Origin of the sequence: Streptomyces sp. NPDC007917, assembly GCF_042959105.1 — a bacterium.
In the GTDB taxonomy this organism is placed as follows: domain Bacteria; phylum Actinomycetota; class Actinomycetes; order Streptomycetales; family Streptomycetaceae; genus Streptomyces.
This window is the reverse complement of sequence record NZ_JBIBKK010000010.1, coordinates 177930-194823: the sequence shown is the minus strand read 5'-3', so window position 1 is coordinate 194823 and position 16894 is coordinate 177930. Positions and strand designations below refer to the sequence as shown.

General features: G+C 72.7%; 15 protein-coding genes and 1 tRNA gene. 7 read left to right on the top strand and 9 right to left on the bottom strand.

The window, feature by feature from the left end:
• Window position 1: 1 nt before the first annotated feature.
• The gene (locus ACFZDL_RS22045; RefSeq protein WP_353593617.1) at window positions 2–1633 is read right to left on the bottom strand and encodes a N,N-dimethylformamidase beta subunit family domain-containing protein; all 1632 of its coding nucleotides are present in this window, start codon (window positions 1631–1633) and stop codon (window positions 2–4) included.
• Between the two features lie 142 nt (window positions 1634–1775).
• Here ACFZDL_RS22045 and ACFZDL_RS22040 point away from each other — a divergent pair, with 142 nt between their 5' ends.
• Both ACFZDL_RS22040 and ACFZDL_RS22035 read left to right on the top strand, forming a co-directional pair.
• On the top strand, window positions 1776–2132 hold the full coding sequence (locus tag ACFZDL_RS22040) for a hypothetical protein (RefSeq protein WP_391191960.1): 357 nt from the start codon (window positions 1776–1778) through the stop codon (window positions 2130–2132).
• Between the two features lie 23 nt (window positions 2133–2155).
• Window positions 2156–2386, top strand: a complete 231-nt coding sequence (locus ACFZDL_RS22035; protein ID WP_353593616.1) for a hypothetical protein — start codon at window positions 2156–2158, stop codon at window positions 2384–2386.
• Window positions 2387–2439: 53 nt separating this feature from the next.
• Here ACFZDL_RS22035 and ACFZDL_RS22030 read toward each other — a convergent pair.
• The 4 genes from ACFZDL_RS22030 to ACFZDL_RS22015 all read right to left on the bottom strand — a co-directional run bounded on the left by ACFZDL_RS22030 (window position 2440) and on the right by ACFZDL_RS22015 (window position 5290).
• Window positions 2440–2512 (bottom strand) — tRNA-His (locus ACFZDL_RS22030).
• Between the two features lie 91 nt (window positions 2513–2603).
• Window positions 2604–3212, bottom strand: a complete 609-nt coding sequence (orn, locus tag ACFZDL_RS22025) for an oligoribonuclease (protein WP_353593615.1) — start codon at window positions 3210–3212, stop codon at window positions 2604–2606.
• Between the two features lie 5 nt (window positions 3213–3217).
• The gene (locus ACFZDL_RS22020; protein ID WP_353593614.1) at window positions 3218–4525 is read right to left on the bottom strand and encodes a helix-turn-helix domain-containing protein; all 1308 of its coding nucleotides are present in this window, start codon (window positions 4523–4525) and stop codon (window positions 3218–3220) included.
• Between the two features lie 438 nt (window positions 4526–4963).
• Window positions 4964–5290: a hypothetical protein gene (locus ACFZDL_RS22015; protein WP_353593613.1), complete on the bottom strand. Its 327-nt coding sequence runs from the start codon at window positions 5288–5290 to the stop codon at window positions 4964–4966.
• A 452-nt stretch (window positions 5291–5742) separates the two neighbouring features.
• Between ACFZDL_RS22015 and ACFZDL_RS22010 the strand changes: the two genes are divergently transcribed.
• The gene (locus ACFZDL_RS22010; RefSeq protein ID WP_346174501.1) at window positions 5743–6264 is read left to right on the top strand and encodes a universal stress protein; all 522 of its coding nucleotides are present in this window, start codon (window positions 5743–5745) and stop codon (window positions 6262–6264) included.
• 400 nt (window positions 6265–6664) lie between these two features.
• Here the strand turns inward: ACFZDL_RS22010 and glmS are convergent, their stop codons facing one another.
• Window positions 6665–8506: a glutamine--fructose-6-phosphate transaminase (isomerizing) gene (glmS, locus tag ACFZDL_RS22005; protein ID WP_353593612.1), complete on the bottom strand. Its 1842-nt coding sequence runs from the start codon at window positions 8504–8506 to the stop codon at window positions 6665–6667.
• Window positions 8507–8584: 78 nt separating this feature from the next.
• Window positions 8585–8860, bottom strand: coding sequence for a hypothetical protein (locus ACFZDL_RS22000; protein ID WP_319694380.1), 276 nt, complete (start codon window positions 8858–8860; stop codon window positions 8585–8587).
• Window positions 8861–9077: 217 nt separating this feature from the next.
• On the opposite strand from ACFZDL_RS22000, the gene ACFZDL_RS21995 reads away from it, so the two are divergent.
• The 3 genes from ACFZDL_RS21995 to ACFZDL_RS21985 all read left to right on the top strand — a co-directional run bounded on the left by ACFZDL_RS21995 (window position 9078) and on the right by ACFZDL_RS21985 (window position 12875).
• On the top strand, window positions 9078–9737 hold the full coding sequence (locus ACFZDL_RS21995; RefSeq protein ID WP_353593611.1) for a response regulator transcription factor: 660 nt from the start codon (window positions 9078–9080) through the stop codon (window positions 9735–9737).
• A 37-nt stretch (window positions 9738–9774) separates the two neighbouring features.
• The gene (locus ACFZDL_RS21990; RefSeq protein WP_353593610.1) at window positions 9775–11121 is read left to right on the top strand and encodes a HAMP domain-containing sensor histidine kinase; all 1347 of its coding nucleotides are present in this window, start codon (window positions 9775–9777) and stop codon (window positions 11119–11121) included.
• Window positions 11122–11213: 92 nt separating this feature from the next.
• Window positions 11214–12875: a S41 family peptidase gene (locus tag ACFZDL_RS21985; protein ID WP_353593609.1), complete on the top strand. Its 1662-nt coding sequence runs from the start codon at window positions 11214–11216 to the stop codon at window positions 12873–12875.
• A 42-nt stretch (window positions 12876–12917) separates the two neighbouring features.
• On the opposite strand, the gene ACFZDL_RS21980 is transcribed toward ACFZDL_RS21985, so the two are convergent.
• Complete coding sequence (locus ACFZDL_RS21980) at window positions 12918–13865, bottom strand: DUF4429 domain-containing protein (protein ID WP_353593608.1); 948 nt, start codon at window positions 13863–13865, stop codon at window positions 12918–12920.
• Window positions 13866–13975: 110 nt separating this feature from the next.
• Here ACFZDL_RS21980 and ACFZDL_RS21975 point away from each other — a divergent pair, with 110 nt between their 5' ends.
• A complete protein-coding gene (locus ACFZDL_RS21975) occupies window positions 13976–15628 on the top strand; it encodes a beta-N-acetylhexosaminidase (protein ID WP_353593607.1) in 1653 nt (550 codons plus the stop codon).
• Window positions 15629–15725: 97 nt separating this feature from the next.
• Here the strand turns inward: ACFZDL_RS21975 and ACFZDL_RS21970 are convergent, their stop codons facing one another.
• On the bottom strand, window positions 15726–16892 hold the full coding sequence (locus tag ACFZDL_RS21970; protein ID WP_353593606.1) for an acyl-CoA dehydrogenase family protein: 1167 nt from the start codon (window positions 16890–16892) through the stop codon (window positions 15726–15728).
• Window positions 16893–16894: the final 2 nt, after the last annotated feature.

Here is a 16894-nt window from a genome sequence, read left to right as displayed (position 1 = left end):
CTCATGCGCGCACGCGCGAGACCCCGGGGTACACGGCGGCCACGTTGTCCGTGGGCTTCGGCCGGTGTTCCGCGCAGGGGCCCGCCGCGAAGGCGCGCAGCAGGTTCTCGGTGGTGCGGGTGACGAAGGCGCCGGTCCGCGCGTCCAGGCCGTGGTCGCGCCCGTTCTCGCGGGTCCCCGCCATGAGCCCTTCGACCCATCGCATGGTCCCGGTGGCGAACACGCCCGCCCCGCTCGGGACGGTGTAGTACGCGGAGTCGGCGTGGCTGCGCCGGCCGTTGCACACCAGGGGCGAGTGGGCGATGATCTCCAGCGGCTCCGGGGTGGGCTCGCCCGGGGCCACCCGGTCGTACTCGACCCCGACGAGATGGGCGAACGAGTCGCCCCGCCTGACCCCGGTCCCGGCGAAGAGCCAGTGGCCGGGCGTGTGCACCACATACGCGGCATCGGTCGGGTAGCCCTCGTAGAAGACACCGGTCAGCGAGGACTCGGGGTCGGCGGCCGGCGGCTGGCGGAAGTCGGTGGTGACCAGGTCGCGGCGGTCCGCGAGATACGGGTCGTCGTGGTACGCGCTCTTGTAGCAGACCACCGTGCGGTCCGCGCCGCCCGGACCGGCCTCCAGCCTGATCCGGCGGAAGCAGGTGTTGGCGCCGAGGAACGCCACATTGGTCCCGGCGTCGCGGGCGCGGGTGACGTACTGGCGCTGCTGCGGGGTCCAGTACTCGTCGTGGCCCAGCGATATCACCGCCGCGGCGCCGCGCAGCACCGCCGGATCGCGGTGCACGTCCACGCCCGTGGTGTAGGCCAGCGGTATGCCGAGCCGTTCCGCGAGCACCACCAGCGCCCGCTCGTGGACCAGGAACTTCACCGCGCCGTTGCCGTCGTACGGCCGGTCGAAGCCGACGGCGAGCGAACGCGTCCCGTACGCCCCGTCCTGGCCCTGGTAGAGGCTGAACCCGCCCCAGGTGTTGTACGCCTGCCAGGTGGCCACCGCGTGCATCAGCAGGGTCCGGCCCGCGGCCTTCTCGGAGCGGACGACCAGCGGGACATAGCGCTGGTGGCCGTCCTCCGCGTCCAGCCGGAGCAGATACGCGCCCTCCGGCCAGCCCTCGGTGCGCACCCGGACGGTGCGCCGCCAGCCCGCCCGGACCGTCCGGGTGGCGTCGATCAGCACGGGCGGGCTCTGCCTGCGGCCGGGCAGCCGGCCCGAGCGCCAGACCAGCCGCGCCTGCGCCCCGCCGTACCAGCCGATCCGGTACGCCGAGACGCGGAAGCCGGGCGCGGTGGTCGACACATACAGCCCGAACCCCTCGCCGGGCACCACGCTCACCTTGTCCGTGTAGCCCTCCACGGCGTTCTGCGGGCCGACCGAGCGTATCCGCCAGTCGGCGTCCCCCGGCTTGCTCCGCTCCGCGTCCACGGCCCGCCGCGGGGCCCTGGAGGGGCGCGCCGCCCTGCCGTGCTCCCCGCCGCCCGACGACTCGCACCCGGCCACCGCCGCCCCGGCGGCCCCCACCGCCCCGAGGAAGCGCCTGCGCCCGAGGGCGTGCCCCGGGGTGCGCCCCGGGGCACCGTCCTGGCCCGGGCCGCCCCCCTGCTCCCGGCCCTCGCCGCCTATCGCCTCGTCGTCCATCGCATCCGTCCCGGCCGCCGTGGTCCTGCGGCCATCCTGAGCGGCGGCCGGGGGCCGGGCGACCGGGAGGCACCCGAACCGGCGACGCCCGACCGGGACGGTTCGAGGTGCAAAGCCGCCGCGGGGGCCGCAGCGTGGACCTATGACCGAGAGCGAGAGCCCACGCGTCCACATGCCACCGATCGTGGTGCTCGGGGTGCAGCCGAACCATCCTCCGTTCCGTCTGATCGAGGTCGCCGGGGAAGTGATCGGCAAGGCGCACTCGGTCCTGGACGTGATCGAGATCGCCCGCATGCTCGGCATGGAGGACATCGACCTCGACGACCCGGACGTCGTGCGCTGGGTGGGCGGCGACAAGTTCACCTGGACGCCGTTGTGGCCGGTCGCAGGGAAGCGGCGGAGGGGGCACGGGGGCAGGGGCGAGGGTGAGGGAGGCGAGAGTGGCGAGACGGGCGAAGGCCCCGGCGAGGCCCACCGTCACCACCGCTGGAGATCCTGAGCGCCCGACTTATGATCCAACGCGTGGACATCCCCGACAGACTCATCACCCTCCAGCGGAACGCGGACGCCGAGCGCGCCAGGCTCACCGGGCTCGACGGCGAGGAGCGCGAGGCGCAATGGAAGCGCTGGTACGAGGCCGCCGTCGAGATCCAGGCGGCGGTGACCGCGCACGCCCAGGAGACGGGCGCGCCGCGCGGACAGATCGAGGCCGCGGTGAAGAAGGTCGTACGGCATCCGGCCCCGGAGGGGTGACAACGGCTGAGGGCCCGACCTGCTCGCGCAGATCGGGCCCTCAGCCGCATCAGGGTGAGTAACGGGACTCGAACCCGCGACATCCTGGACCACAACCAGGTGCTCTACCAGCTGAGCTATACCCACCATGACCGGCGCTTTCCGCACCGGCCGAGAAAAAGTGTACAGGGTCCGCGGGGGTGCTCGCTCCCGGCTTTTCGGGGCCGGGAGCGAGGGGTCACGGCTGCCGGGCCGGGAGGACGTGCTTCGCGGCGATCGACCTGGCCGTGTCCGAGTCCGGACCGGGCTGCGGGACGAAGACCGCCTCCCGGTAGTAGCGCAGCTCCGCGATGCTCTCGTGGATGTCCGCGAGGGCGCGGTGGTTGCCGTTCTTCTTCGGGCTGTTGAAGTAGGCCCGCGGATACCAGCGGCGGGCCAGCTCCTTGATCGACGAGACGTCGACGATCCGGTAGTGGAGATAGCTTTCGAGCTCGGGCATGTCCCGGAGCAGGAAACCGCGGTCGGTGCTGACCGAGTTTCCGCACAGGGGGGCCTTGCCGGCCTCCAGGACGTGCTCGCGGATGTATGCCAGGACCTGCCGCTGGGCGTCTTCCAGCGTGGTCCCGCCGTCCAGCTCCGCGAGCAGTCCGGAGGCCGTGTGCATCTCGCGCACCACCTCGGGCATGGTGGTCAGCGCTTGTGCGGGCGGCCGGACAACGATGTCCACCCCTTCGCCCAGGATGTTCAGCTCGGAGTCCGTGACCAGCGCGGCCACCTCGATAAGCGCGTCGTCCGACAGCGAGAGCCCGGTCATCTCGCAGTCGATCCACACCATGCGATCGTTCATACGTCTCACCCTACGGGGCGTTCCCGCTGGCCGGGCAGGGTCGGGCGACCGGGCGCGCGACCGGTGGCCTGCTCGGGCAGGCGCGGGGCGTAGGCGTCGGACTCCGGCTTGCCCGGATCGCCCCCGCCGTGCGGATGCGGAGCGTGATGCGGGTGGGCCGGATGGGGGAGGGGCCCGCCGGGGCGCCGCAGCGGCATGGAGTGCTCGCCGGGCCGCTGCTCGACCGGCTCGGCCCGTTCCAGCCGGTCACCCCGCTCCAGGCGCTCGGGGCGGTCCGTACGGTCCGGGACGCCGCTCTGGGGCCTGCGGGCGCGGTACGCGGCCCGGTAGGCGGCCGGGGAGGACCCCAGCTGCCGCCGGAAGTGCCCGCGCAGCGCGACCGGGGAGCGGAAGCCGCAGCGCCCGGCGACCTCGTCGACGGAGTAGTCGGAGGTCTCCAGGAGACGCTGCGCCTGCAGCACCCGCTGGGTGATCAGCCACTGCAGTGGAGCGCTCCCAGTGAGCGAGCGGAACCGCCGGTCGAAGGTGCGGCGGCTCATATAGGCGCGGGCGGCCAGGGCCTCGACGTCGAACTGCTCGTGCAGATGCTCGAGCGCCCACGCCACGACCTCGGCGAGCGGATCCGCGCCGATCTCCTCCGGTAAAGACCTGTCCAGATAGCGCTCCTGCCCTCCGCTGCGGCGCGGCGGGACGACCAGGCGGCGGGCCAGGGCGCCCGCGGCGTCCGCGCCGTGGTCGGTGCGCACGATGTGCAGGCACAGGTCTATGCCCGCGGCGGTGCCCGCCGAGGTCAGGATGTCCCCGTCGTCCACGAACAGCTCGCGCGGATCGACGTGGACGGACGGATAGCGCTTGGCGAGCGTCGGCGCGTACATCCAGTGGGTGGTCGCCGGGCGGCCGTCCAGCAGCCCCGCGGCGGCGAGTACGAAGGCCCCGGTGCACAGGCCCACGATCCGCGCGCCCTCCTCGTGCGCGCGGCGCAGCGCGTCGAGCGCGGCGGCCGGTGGCGGCTGGGTTATCGACCGCCAGGCCGGTACGACGACGGTGCCGGCCCGGGACAGCGCCTCCAGGCCGTATGGTGCGGTCAGTTCCAGTCCGCCGGTCGTTCGCAGTGGCACATCTTCGCCCGCGCACACCAGCAATCGGTACCGCGGGACTCCGGCGTCCTGGCGGTCGATGCCGAAGACGGAGAGCGGGATGGAGCTTTCGAAGATAGGGCCGCCGCTGAAGAGCAGCACCGCGACGATTTCTCGTCGCCGGCGTCCGGAGAGCTTGCGCGAGGTCTCCGGTACGGTCGTGGAGTCCTGGCTCATCGAACTAAGCCCCCCTCGGTGGTCGCGTCCTCTCGGTCCTGCACGTTTCCCCTCGGTCCTGAACGGTTCCCCCGCCGGTCATGGCCAAGATCGAATCTACTGTGTCGCGTGTGGTCGCCGTGACCAGTTCACCACCCGCCACTATGTCGACATGACAACTTGGCGGGAAGCATTCGATCACGAAGCGTTGCACTCGTGGGCCTCCCTGTGAAGTACGCCTAGCCCTCGGACCCACTTCGCGTAGGGGGTAGGGGCGGCTCATACCCCTTTCCTCGCTGGTCGGAGGGGGTTGGGGCGAGCGTTTGCCAAGGAAAGAACTTTGAAGGGAAGTTGGCCGAAAAGGAGTGGGCGCAGACGTGCGGAAGGGTCCTCCGCCGGGCGTACGACCCCTCCGGTGACGCTCACCACTGTGTGCCCGGAGCGCTACGGAGCGCGCCCTCAGCCCCGCCGGCCGCCCCTGTGCGCCCCGATTCCGGTCCTCCCATGTCGTCCACGATGTGGACTGACGGCCGTTCCCGCGAGCCTGGCGGCCTCGCGCTCACAGCGCCGCAGCAGCGCCCGGCTGACGGCGGTGACCGCGGCCAGCCCGACGGCGGCGCCCGCCGCCGCGGCGAACGGCGAGCCGCACACCAGCAGCACGACGGGCACCAGGGCGCAGCTGAACGCGCCCCAGCGGATCACCTCGCCCGACGCCTCGCCGGCCGGGGTCGGGACGGGGCGCTCACGGCCCTCGCGGGGCGCGTCGTACTCCAGGGTCGCGGGCACGTATCTGCTCCTCGCAGGGTGGCGGACGGGGGCCGGGACGGGCGCGATCAGCGCGCGGCTACTACAACGCCGGGCGGGCGCGGGGGTCACTGTGGGCCGTCCGCGGGGTGTACGCCCCACGGCGGCTCGGGGTTTGCTGGAGGCTCGCTCGGGCCGTGCCGCGGAGCCGCACATCGGCACGGTCGGGACCACTTGGGGCATTGCGTTACGGGCCGCCCTCCGGCATGCTCCGTGGAATGCCTCGGGCGGTTCGCCGCCCAAGAGCTCTCTGGGCAGGAGGGGAGTGGCGCCGTACCCTTAGGGGTAAGGGCTTGGATAGATGAATCCCGGACGGATTCGGTTCGTTCGATACGCTTCCCCGAGCGCCGGCGAGCCGCCGCCCCCGACAACTGCAACCCTTGAGCCCCCCCCGCCGTTCCCTCCTCACGAGGACTTCCTTCGCCGAGACACCGATGGCCGGTCACGACATCCCCGAACCCGCGGACCGCAAGCGGGTCGCCGATCACATGGCGCACCCCGAAGCGGCGGAAGAATCACGTCATTCCTGCGATCCGGCGTTCCAGCACGGCGTCGTGGTGGGATTCGACGGTTCGACATCCAGCGAGCGCGCCCTCGCGTACGCCATCGGCATGGCCCGGCGCTCCGGCTCCGGGCTGATCATCGTCCATGTGGCCAACCGGCTGCCGACGACGGTATGGGCCGGGTGCGAGCCGCCCGTCTTCGTCGATGTGCCCGACCACCGCACCGAGGTGCTGGGCCTGGAGCTCGCCTGCGCGGACCATCTCGCCGAGGTGCCCTGGATCCTGGTGGAGCGGGGCGGGGACATCTGCCATGAGCTGGAGGAGGTCGGCCGGGAGTACGCGGCCGACGCGATCGTGGTCGGCTCCACGCACGGGCTGGTGGGGCGCATCTTCGGCTCGGTCGCGGGACGGCTGGCGCGCCGGGCCCAGCGGCCCGTGGTGGTCATTCCCTGAGCTGCCCCGACTCCGGACCCCGGCCGGTTCCCCGGCGGGCTCCGGGGCGGTTCGCGACCGGTCCCAGGCCGGTTCCCCCGCGGATTCCGTGGTCGGTTCCCGTCCGGGGGGAACAGGCGTCGGGAATCGGACACGCTCAACTCCCTTTGACCGCCGGTCAGATGGCGCCAGGACCGGCTTGACAACCGGCGAATCCACCCGGGCGTAGAGGTGGATTGTGCGTTTGTGACGGGTACAAACCGAGCGAACGGGCGTGCAGTGACGCGCCGCCGGCCGGGAAGTGACGGTTCCCGTCGGCGGCTCACCTGCCGGCGCAAGGGCGACGCCGGCACAGGGGAGGCGGCCCCCGCGTGCGTGGTGGCACACGCGGGGGACCGCCGAGCGGCCGTCTGGCGGGTGATCACTCCACCGTGACGGACTTCGCCAGGTTGCGCGGCTTGTCGATGTCGCGGCCGAGGGCCAGCGCCGTGTGGTACGCGAGGAGTTGCAGCGGAATCCCCATCAGGATCGGGTCCAGCTCCACCTCGTTGCGCGGCACCACGATCGTGTGGTCCGCCTTCTCCTGCTCCTGGTGCGCCACGGCCAGGATCCGGCCGCTGCGGGCCTTGATCTCCTCCAGCGTCGCGCGGTTCTTCTCCAGCAGATCGTCGTCCGGCAGCACGGCGACGGTGGGCACCTCGGGCTCGATGAGCGCCAGCGGGCCGTGCTTGAGCTCGGAGGCCGGGTACGCCTCGGCGTGGACGTAGGAGACCTCCTTGAGCTTCAGGGAGGCCTCACGGGCCACCGGGTAGCCGCGCACCCGGCCGATGAACATCATGCTCTTCGCATTCGCGTATTCCGCGGCGAGCTGTTTGATCTCCTCCTCGCCGCGCAGCACCTCCGCGATCTGCTCGGGCAGCCGCCGCAGCCCGGCGATGATCCGCTTGCCGTCGGCGACCGACAGGTCGCGGATCCGGCCGAGGTGGAGGGCCAGCAGGGCGAAGGCGACGGCGGTGTTGGTGAAGCACTTGGTGGACACCACGCACACCTCGGGGCCCGCGTGGACGTACACCCCGCCGTCCGTCTCGCGGGCGATCGCGCTGCCGACGACGTTGACGACGCCGAGCACGCGCGCGCCCTTGCGCTTGAGCTCCTGGACGGCGGCCAGCGTGTCGTAGGTCTCGCCGGACTGGCTGACCGCGATGTAGAGCGTGTCCGGGTCGACGACCGCGTTGCGGTAGCGGAACTCGCTCGCGGGCTCGGCGTCCGCGGGGATACGGGCCAGCTCCTCGATCAGCTGGGCGCCGATCAGACCCGTGTGGTAGGCCGAGCCGCAGCCGAGGATCTTCACCCGGCGCACCCCGCGCGCCTCGCGGGCGTCCAGGTTGAGCCCGCCGAGGCGGACGGTGGCGAAGCGGTCGTCGATGCGCCCGCGCAGCACCCGGTCCACGGCGTCGACCTGCTCGTGGATCTCCTTGTGCATATAGGTCTCGTGGCCGCCCATGTCGTACGACTCGGCCTCCCACTCCACGGTGGTGGGCGTGGCGGAGGTGCGGGAGCCCTCGGTGGTGTACGTGCGGAAGTCGTCGGCCTTGAGGGTGGCCATCTCGCCGTCGTCGAGGGTGACCACCTGGCGGGTGTGGCTGACCAGGGCGGCGACGTCCGAGGCGACGAACATCTCCTTCTCGCCGATGCCCAGCACCACGGGGGAGCCGTTGCGGGCGACGACGATCCGGTCGGGGAAGTCCGCGTGCAGTACGGCGATGCCGTAGGTGCCCTCGACCAGGGCGAGGGCCTGGCGGACCTTCTCCTCCAGGGTGTCGGCCTGCGAGCGGCCGATCAGATGGGCCAGGGTCTCGGAGTCGGTCTCGGAGGCGAGCTCGACCCCGTCGGCGACGAGCTTGGCGCGCAGCTCGGCGGCGTTGTCGATGATGCCGTTGTGGACGAGCGCGACCTTGCCGTCCGCGTCCAGGTGCGGATGCGCGTTGGCGTCGTTGGGCGCGCCGTGGGTGGCCCAGCGGGTGTGCGCGATGCCGACGGTGCCCGCGAAGCGCTTGGGCAGCCTTGCCTCCAGGTCGCGGACCCGGCCCTTGGCCTTGGCGGTCTTCAGCCCGGGGGACTGCGCCGCCTGCCCCGATTTGGCGGGCTTGGCGTGGATCGCGATCCCGGCCGAGTCATAGCCGCGGTACTCCAGTCGCTGCAGCCCCTCCAGCAGCAGCGGCGCCACATCGCGTTTCCCGATATATCCAACGATTCCGCACATGGTGTCGATCCCTCCCTGATGGGTCGCTCATGGGTGCTCGGCTCGGCCGGTGTCCCGGCTGCCTGCTCGGCAGGTGGCTCAGCCGTAGACGATGCGGCGCAGCTGGCGCAGCGAGAGATCGGGCGGCGCCACCGCGCGGTGCGGCAGCTCGGCCGTGATCCGCTCGAAGATGTCCGCGTTCGTCAGCCCGCCGGACTGCAGCTCCCGGTGGCGGCGGCGGACGAACTCCTCGGTCGTCTCGTCGAAGTACGCCAGCACGTCCAGCACCACCCGGGCGGCCTCGCCGCGGCTGAGCGGCGTGCTGCGCACCAGGTGGTCGATGAGGTCATCGTGGGACATACGGCGATCGAGCACTCGTAGATACTGCGGTGAGCCGCCCCGTTTCGCAACAATCCTGCCCGATATCGGGCAGGAGGAAGGGGTGGGTGACTGACAAGGCTCCTCATGTGGCGAGTCTGCGGTAGTGGAGGAGGGGGCGGGCAGTCACTGGTACGTTCGCCCGGCCGGCGCTGGAGCCGGCCCGGTGGGGCTGCGGAACACTGGGACGACGACACGAGAGGGGGGCCGGGGGATGCGCGTGCTCATCGTCGATGACGACGAGGAGATGGCACAGGTCGTCGCGGTGGGCCTGCGCCGTGCGCAGATGGCCGTCGACGTGGCGTTCGACGGTACGGAGGCGCTGGAACGGCTGGGAGCCGACGGCGGCGCGTACGACGTGGTCGTCCTGGACCGGGACCTGCCCGGGACGCACGGCGACGAGGTCTGCGCGGCGCTGATCGCCGCCGGGTGCCGCAGCCGCATCCTGATGCTCACCGCCGCGGGAACGGCGGACGACATCGTGGACGGGCTGGGCCTGGGCGCCGACGACTACCTCCCCAAGCCCTTCGATTTCCCCGTACTCGTCGCCCGGATCGCTGCCCTGGCCCGCCGCGCGCATCCGGCCGTACCGCCCGTGGTGCGCCACGGCGACCTCCTGGTCGACAGCGCCCGGCGCACCGCCGTACGGGCAGGCCGGGCGCTGGCCCTCACGCCCAAGGAGTTCGGCGTCCTCGAACTGCTCCTGGCCGCCGGGGGCCGTGCCGTCTCCGCCGAGGAGCTGCTCGAACGGGTCTGGGACGAGGCCGCCGACCCCTTCACCAGCGCCGTGAAGATCACGATCAGCCGGCTGCGGGCCAAACTCGGGGCGCCGCCGGTCATCGAGACGGTGGCCAGGAGCGGTTACCGGATCTGAGGGGCGCGGGATCCAGCCGAAAGGTCGCCACGTTCACATGCCCGTCCACACCTCCGCCGCCGTCCGCGGCCTCGCGCCCGCCGCTCTGCGCCGGCTCACCGGCCGGATCGTGCGCGCGGGCCTGCCCCGCCGCACCGTACGGTTGCGGCTGACCGCCTTGTACGGAGGGCTGTTCCTGGTGTCCGGCGCCGCGCTGCTCGCGGTGACGTACGGCCTGGTGGCCGGCGCCGTCGATCGTCCGCCCACGGTCCTGAAGCGGGAGGTGACAGTGGCCTCCCCCAGCCCGGGCGGACCGGCCGGCCGGGCATCCGGGAACGGCCGGGCCTCCGGGAACGAGGGGACACGGCCCGCCGAGCCCGGCGACCGGGCGGCCATGGACACCGCCATGGCGGCCCTGCAGAAGGACGTACAGCGGACCGTCGACCACCAGAAGTCCGCCATGCTGCACACCCTGCTGGTCCAGTCGGGGATCGCCCTGGGCCTGATGTCACTGACATCCGTGCTGCTGGGCTGGGTCGTGGCCGGCCGTGTCCTGCGCCCGCTGCGGACCATCACCTCCACCGCACAGGACATCTCGGCGACCAGCTTGCACCGGCGGCTGGCCCTGGCCGGCCCCCGGGACGAACTGCGGGAGCTGGGCGACACGTTCGACGCGCTGCTGGCCCGGCTCGACGGTTCCTTCCAGGCGCAGCGGCAGTTCGTCGCCAACGCTTCCCACGAGCTGCGTACGCCGCTGGCCCGCCAGCGCGTGCTGGGCCAGGTCGCCCTGGCCGACCCCGACCCGACCGTCGAGTCCCTGCGTACGGCCCACGAACGGATACTTGCCGCCGGACAGCAGCAGGAACGGCTCATCGAAGCGCTGCTGACCCTGGCCCGCGGCCACGCGGGCCTCGACGAGCGCCACCCCTTCGACCTGGCCCGGCTCGCCCGGGAAGCCGTGGCCGCGCGCGCCACCGCGGCCCACGAACGGCAGGTGACGCTGCGCCCCCAGACCGGCGCGGCCGTCTCCTCGGGCCACCGGGCGCTCGCCGAACGGCTGGTGGCCAATCTGCTGGACAACGCGATCCGCTACAACATGCCCGGCGGACAGGTGGACGTCACCACCGGCACACAGGCCGGGCGCGCCGTCCTCACGGTCGCCAATACCGGCCCGGACGTGCCCGCGGACGCCGTCGAGCGGATCCTCCTGCCTTTCCAGCGTCTCGGCCCGGCTCGCACCGGCGGCGGCGCCCGCGGCGCGTCGTCCCAGGGGTTCGGCTTGGGCCTGTCCATCGTCTCGGCCATCGCGGCCGCCCACGATGCCACCCTCACCGCCGCCCCGCGGCCCGGCGGCGGCCTGATCGTCACGGTCGGCTTCCCCACCGCGGCGACGCAACCGCCCTGAAACCACTGGCCGCGTAGAACGTCCGTCAGCGTCGCCGCACCGACCGCGGCGACGCCCACGGCACGACCGACGCGCGTTCAGGAGCACTCCGCATGAGCAACACACCGGCCGACCCGCTGCCGACCGCCACCACCCCGCCCGACCCCGTACCGGCCGACTCCCTGCCGGCCGAGCCCGTACCGGCCGAGCCCGTGGCCACCCGAGCCGCGCCGATCGGGCCCTCGTCGGCAGAACTCCCGGCCGCCCAACCGCCGTCGGCCGGCCGCGGGCCCGGCCACCGCCGGATCGGGCTGCCGCGGCAGCGGCGCGTACTGGTCACGACCGGGATCGCCGTACTCGCGGGCAGCGTGCTCGTCACCGCCCTGACCGCGTCCGCCAGCCCCTCGGCAGAGCCGGACCAGGCCGACCGGCCCGCCGCCTGCGCACCGCAGGACCCGACCAGCCCCCGGCCGCCCGCGCAGGACCCGGCCCCGACCTCCGTCAGCACGGTGGAGCAGGCGTACTACTGCATCTTCGACAACTATTACGGCGGTTCCCGGCTCGATGACCGCCCACTGCTCCAGTACGCCGGCCAGGCCGTCGTCCGGGAACTGCGCAAACGCGGTGTCGACCAGCCGTTCGCCGTCCTGCCGGCGCTGACCGGCGACCGGGACAAGGACTGGTCGCTCTTCGCCAAGCGGCTCCAGGAAGTGCTGGACGCGGTGCCGGACGACGACCAGGCGCTGCGCTCCTCGCTCGCCGTCGCCGCGATCCAGGGGATGCTGGCCGCCCTGCACGACAACCACGCCGACTACCAGGGTCCCGGCAGCCCGGGTGCCACGCCGGACGCCCACCCGTGGGGCCTGGGCATCGGCCTGAACCGGACCCTCCCCCCGGCCGCGACCGCCCCGGACTTCACCGGTCCGCTCTTCCCCACCACGGTCGGCACCGGTACTCCCGCCGCCGCGGCCGGGCTCAAGCCCGGAGACGTCATCGAGGCGGTGAACAATGTCCCGGTCTTCACCAACGGCCGGCTCAACCCGGGAGTTGTGGACTCCCTCCACCCCTCGTATCCCCGGCGCGCCCCGGTGACCCTCACCGTACGGCGGCCCGCGACCGACCGGACCCGGCGCGTGCGTGTCACTCCCGGCCCGCTGCCCGCGCGGCCCAAGCCGCAGGTGGACGTCACCCTGGTGGCCGGCGGCATCGCCGACGTCCGCCTGGACGCCTTCTATCCGGGCGCCGCCCAGGAAGCCCTCAAGGCCATCGCCGACCTCAAGGCGACCACCAAGCTCACCGGCATCATCTTCGATCTGCGCGGCAACCGCGGCGGCGTCGCCGACGAGGGCAACAAACTGATGGGCGCGTTCGTCCACGACGCGACGGCCGTTTCCTTCTGCGACGCCGACGGCACCTGCGACCCCCAGCCCGTCGACAACAGCACCCCGTTGCTGAACCTGCCCATGGTCACGCTCACCGACGACGGCTGCGCCTCCGCGTGCGAGGTATTCGCGACGGGCGTCAAGGACCTCCACCTGGGCGCCCTCGTCGGCACCCGCACCGCGGGAGTGAACTCCGGCCCCGCCCACCTGTACGCGCTCAACGATCACACCAGCCTGATCCGCTTGCCGTCGCAGCGCGTCATCGGCGCGAACGGCGAGATCATCGACGGTATCGGCGTCCCCCCGGACCACTACGCGCCGCTGACCGCGGCGGACGTGTCCACCGGCAAGGACCCGGCCCTCGACAAGGCGACGGCGATCCTCTCGTCGTAGCCGACGCGGCGGCCCTGCCTCCGGTGAACTGCGGATCACGTCTCAGAAACGGCGGAGCACGGCCTGTTTGACGGTGGCGAACTCCTCCTCCGTGAGCACCCCGTCACGGCGCAGCTCGCCGAGCTCGCGCAGCCGGCGCAGCAGCGCGTCGTGATCCGCCTCACCCTCGCCGTCGCCGCCGCCGTTACGGCCGCCCCCGCCCCCGCCCCCGATCCCAGCGGGGGCCTTGGCCGGCGGCACCGGCACGGCGTCGGCGGGCACCGGGACGGCGTCGGCGGACTCCGGCGGCCCGGCGGGGTGCGGCAGCCGGGCCGTGACCGCGGCCGCGACCAGGGCCATCAGCGGGTCCTTCTTCAGGCCGTACGTCACGATGGCGTACGGGTCGTACTTCGGCGGGGCCGAGGCCGGGACCTTGACCAGGGCGAAGCGCAGATAGCCGTTCTCCAGGCCCTTGGCGGGGCTCCACTTCACCGCCTCGACGTCGGACACCGGGAAGACCCGCGGCCCGCCCGACTTCTTCGCCTGTTCGGTCTTCCAGTTCCACTCCAGCCGGATCTGCTCGCCGTCGAAGAAGACCGTGCCGTCGCCCGCCGACGCCGACAGCGGCACCGAGGGGCCCGGCAGCAGATAGCGGTCGCAGGGGCCGGAGTCCACCTGCTCCAGCAGCAGGGCCTGGCGCACCTCGTCGACCATGTACTCGGCGACGCCCGCGCGCTCGGACTCCACCGGGAGCTGATACGGGTCGGCGGCGTCCGGCAACTCGCCGCCCGCCGCCTGCAGCAGCGGGTCCGCGCCCTCGCGCAGCTTCAGCCGCAGCCGCCCGGTGCGGCGCCCCTGCTCGTACGCTATGCCGGCCAACGCCTGCAGCGGGACCGCGAGTTCGCCGAGCGCCTGGCGCACCGGATTCACTCGCTTGTCGCGGCCGGGGACGATCCGCACGGTCTCGCCGTCGAAGCTCCAGGTTCCGTCGCGCTGGGTGAGTTCCGCCATGGAGTGAATTCTGACAGGCCGACAGGCGCGTATTGGTCTGGACCTTGACCTCGAACGGGGCCCGCGGTACTCAGGATTGAAGGCCTGGTCCGCCCAACGAAGGGGGCGCCGTGGGACGACGCCGGATCCGCCTCAGCCTCCTGTGCTCCCTGCTGCTCGCCGTGGCGGCGGGAGCGGGGACCGCCGCCACGGCGAGCCCGTCCGACCCGGTCGCGGGCGGAGCGGCGCCCGGGGCCGCCGCCGGGGCGCGGCCGGTGCCGCTGGACCGGGTCGTGCCCGCCCCCGCCTCCGTACGGCCCGCGAAGACCCCGTACACCATCGGCCCGCACACCCGCATCCAGGTGGCCCCCGGCTCCCGCGCGGCGCGTCAGGTGGGCGACTATCTGGCGGGCGTGCTGCGCCCCTCCACCGGATACCGGCTGCCGGTCACCGCGGGCTGGAGCACGGCGGCGGGCCGGGACGGCGACGCCATCCGGCTGAGGCTCCTCGGCACGTCGCCCGGCGGGCGCGGCCTCGGGGCGGAGGGCTACCGGCTTGAGGTGGGCCGGCGCGCGATCACCATCAGCGCCCGCGGGCCCGCGGGCCTGTTCCACGGCGTGCAGACCCTGCGCCAGCTGCTGCCCGCCGCGGTCGAGCGGGGGACCCGGCAGCCCGGCCCCTGGACCGTCTCCGGCGGCACCGTCACCGATGTGCCGCGCTATGCCTACCGGGGCGCGATGCTCGATGTGTCCCGGCACTTCTTCACCGTCCGCCAGGTCAAGGCGTATATCGACCAGCTCGCCCTGTACAAGATCAACGCGCTGCATCTGCATCTGTCGGACGACCAGGGGTGGCGGATCGCCATCGACTCCTGGCCACGGCTCGCGGCGTACGGGGGCTCCACCCAGGTCGGCGGCGGGCCCGGCGGCTTCTACAGCAAGGCGGACTACCGGGAGATCGTGCGGTACGCGGCGAGCCGCTATCTGACCGTCGTCCCCGAGATCGACATGCCCGGCCACACCAACGCCGCGCTCGCCTCCTACGCCGAGCTGAACTGCGACGGCGTCGCGCCCCCGCTCTACACCGGCACCGAGGTCGGCTTCAGCTCGCTGTGCGCGCCCAAGGAAGTGACGTACGACTTCGCGGACGACGTGATCCGGGAGGTCGCCGCGCTCACCCCCGGCCGCTACCTCCACATCGGCGGCGACGAGGCGCACTCCACCAGCCACGAGGACTTCGTGGCGTTCATGGACCGGGTCCAGCCGATCGTCGCCAAGTACGGCAAGACGGTGATCGGCTGGCACCAGCTGACCGGCGCCCGGCCGGCCAAGGGGGCCATCGCCCAGTACTGGGGGCAGGACGGCAGCGAGAAGGAGGTCGCGGACGCCGCCAGGGCGGGCACCCGGCTGATCCTCTCGCCCGCCAACCGCGCCTACCTCGACATGAAGTACGACAAGGACACGCCGCTGGGGCAGGACTGGGCCGGGCTGGTGGACGCCCGGCAGTCCTACGACTGGGACCCGGGCGCGTATGTCCGGGGCGCGCCCGCGTCCTCGGTCCTCGGGGTCGAGGCGCCGCTGTGGACGGAGACCCTGTCGACGAGCGCGCACCTCGAGTACATGGCCTTCCCCCGGCTCCCCGGCATCGCCGAGCTCGGCTGGTCCCCGGCCGCCACGCACGACTGGGCCGCGTACCGGATGCGGCTGGCCGCGCAGGGGCCCCGGTGGGACGCGCTCGGCATCGACTACTACCGCTCGCCCCAGGTGCCGTGGCCCCCGCGCTGAGCCGCGCGGGCCACGGCCGGGTGACGCCGAGCTGGAGGGACCATGGCCGTACGGGCGCCGGGCCGCAGGGGCCACGGCCGTACGGGCGCCCGTACGGTCAGCCGGCGAGGCCCAGTTCGCGGGCGATCAGCATCCGCTGCACCTCGCTGGTGCCCTCGCCGATCTCCAGGATCTTGGAGTCCCGCCACATCCGGGCCACCGGATACTCGTTCATGAAGCCGTATCCGCCGTGCACCTGGGTGGCCTCCCGCGCGTTGGTCACCGCGACCTCGGAGGAGTAGAGCTTGGCGATCGACGCCTCCTTCTTGAACGGCTCCCCGCGCACCAGCCGCGAGGCCGCGTCCCGCCAGGCCACCCGGGCCATGTGCGCCCGCATCTCCATGTCCGCGATCTTGAACTGGATGGCCTGGTTGGCGCCGATGGGGCGGCCGAACGCCTCGCGGGTCCTCGCGTACGCCACCGACTCGTCCACACAGCCCTGGGCCAGGCCGGTGGCCATCGCGGAGATCGCGATCCTGCCCTCGTCCAGGATCCGCAGGAACTGGGCGTAGCCGCGGCCCTGCTCGCCGAGCAGATGGTCCGCCGGGACCCGGCAGTCGGAGAAGGACAGCTCGCGGGTGTCCGACGCGTTCCACCCCACCTTGGAGTAGGGGGCGGCGACGGTGAGGCCGGGGGTGCCCGCCGGCACGATGATCGTGGAGATCTCGGGGCTGCCGTCCGGCTTGCGGCCGGTGACCGCGGTGACCGTGATCAGGGCGGTGATGTCCGTGCCGGAGTTGGTGATGAAGCACTTGGTGCCGTTGATCACCCACTCGCCCGTGGCCTCGTCCAGCCGGGCGGTGGTGCGGGTGGCCCCCGCGTCCGAACCGCCGCCGGGCTCCGTCAGACCGAACGCGCCCAGGGACTCGCCCGAGCACAGACCGGGCAGCCAGCGGCGCTTCTGCTCCTCCGTGCCGTAGCGGAAGATCGGCATCGCGCCCAGCGAGACCCCCGCCTCCAGGGTGACCGCCACGGAGGAGTCCACCCGGGCCAGCTCCTCGATGGCCAGACAGAGCGCGAAGTAGTCGCCGCCCATGCCGCCGTACTCCTCGGGGAACGGCAGCCCGAACAGGCCCATCCGGCCCATTTCCCGGACGATCTCGTACGGGAACTCATGCTGCTCCCAGAACTCCCCGATCTTCGGGGCGATCACGTCGTGCGCGAACGCCTCGACGGTGCGGCGCAGCTCCTCGTGCTCGGGAGTCAGGCGGTGATCGGTCGACATGG

What these genes read in the sequence shown, in the direction of transcription:
- ACFZDL_RS22045 (WP_353593617.1), bottom strand. Translation starts at nt 1,633, where the DNA reads ATGGACGACGAGGCGATAGGCGGCGAGGGCCGGGAGCAGGGGGGCGGC.
- ACFZDL_RS22040 (WP_391191960.1), top strand. Translation starts at nt 1,776, where the DNA reads ATGACCGAGAGCGAGAGCCCACGCGTCCACATGCCACCGATCGTGGTG.
- orn (WP_353593615.1), bottom strand. Translation starts at nt 3,212, where the DNA reads ATGAACGATCGCATGGTGTGGATCGACTGCGAGATGACCGGGCTCTCG.
- ACFZDL_RS22020 (WP_353593614.1), bottom strand. Translation starts at nt 4,525, where the DNA reads ATGAGCCAGGACTCCACGACCGTACCGGAGACCTCGCGCAAGCTCTCC.
- ACFZDL_RS22010 (WP_346174501.1), top strand. Translation starts at nt 5,743, where the DNA reads ATGGCCGGTCACGACATCCCCGAACCCGCGGACCGCAAGCGGGTCGCC.
- glmS (WP_353593612.1), bottom strand. Translation starts at nt 8,506, where the DNA reads ATGTGCGGAATCGTTGGATATATCGGGAAACGCGATGTGGCGCCGCTG.
- ACFZDL_RS21995 (WP_353593611.1), top strand. Translation starts at nt 9,078, where the DNA reads ATGCGCGTGCTCATCGTCGATGACGACGAGGAGATGGCACAGGTCGTC.
- ACFZDL_RS21990 (WP_353593610.1), top strand. Translation starts at nt 9,775, where the DNA reads ATGCCCGTCCACACCTCCGCCGCCGTCCGCGGCCTCGCGCCCGCCGCT.
- ACFZDL_RS21985 (WP_353593609.1), top strand. Translation starts at nt 11,214, where the DNA reads ATGAGCAACACACCGGCCGACCCGCTGCCGACCGCCACCACCCCGCCC.
- ACFZDL_RS21980 (WP_353593608.1), bottom strand. Translation starts at nt 13,865, where the DNA reads ATGGCGGAACTCACCCAGCGCGACGGAACCTGGAGCTTCGACGGCGAG.
- ACFZDL_RS21970 (WP_353593606.1), bottom strand. Translation starts at nt 16,892, where the DNA reads ATGTCGACCGATCACCGCCTGACTCCCGAGCACGAGGAGCTGCGCCGC.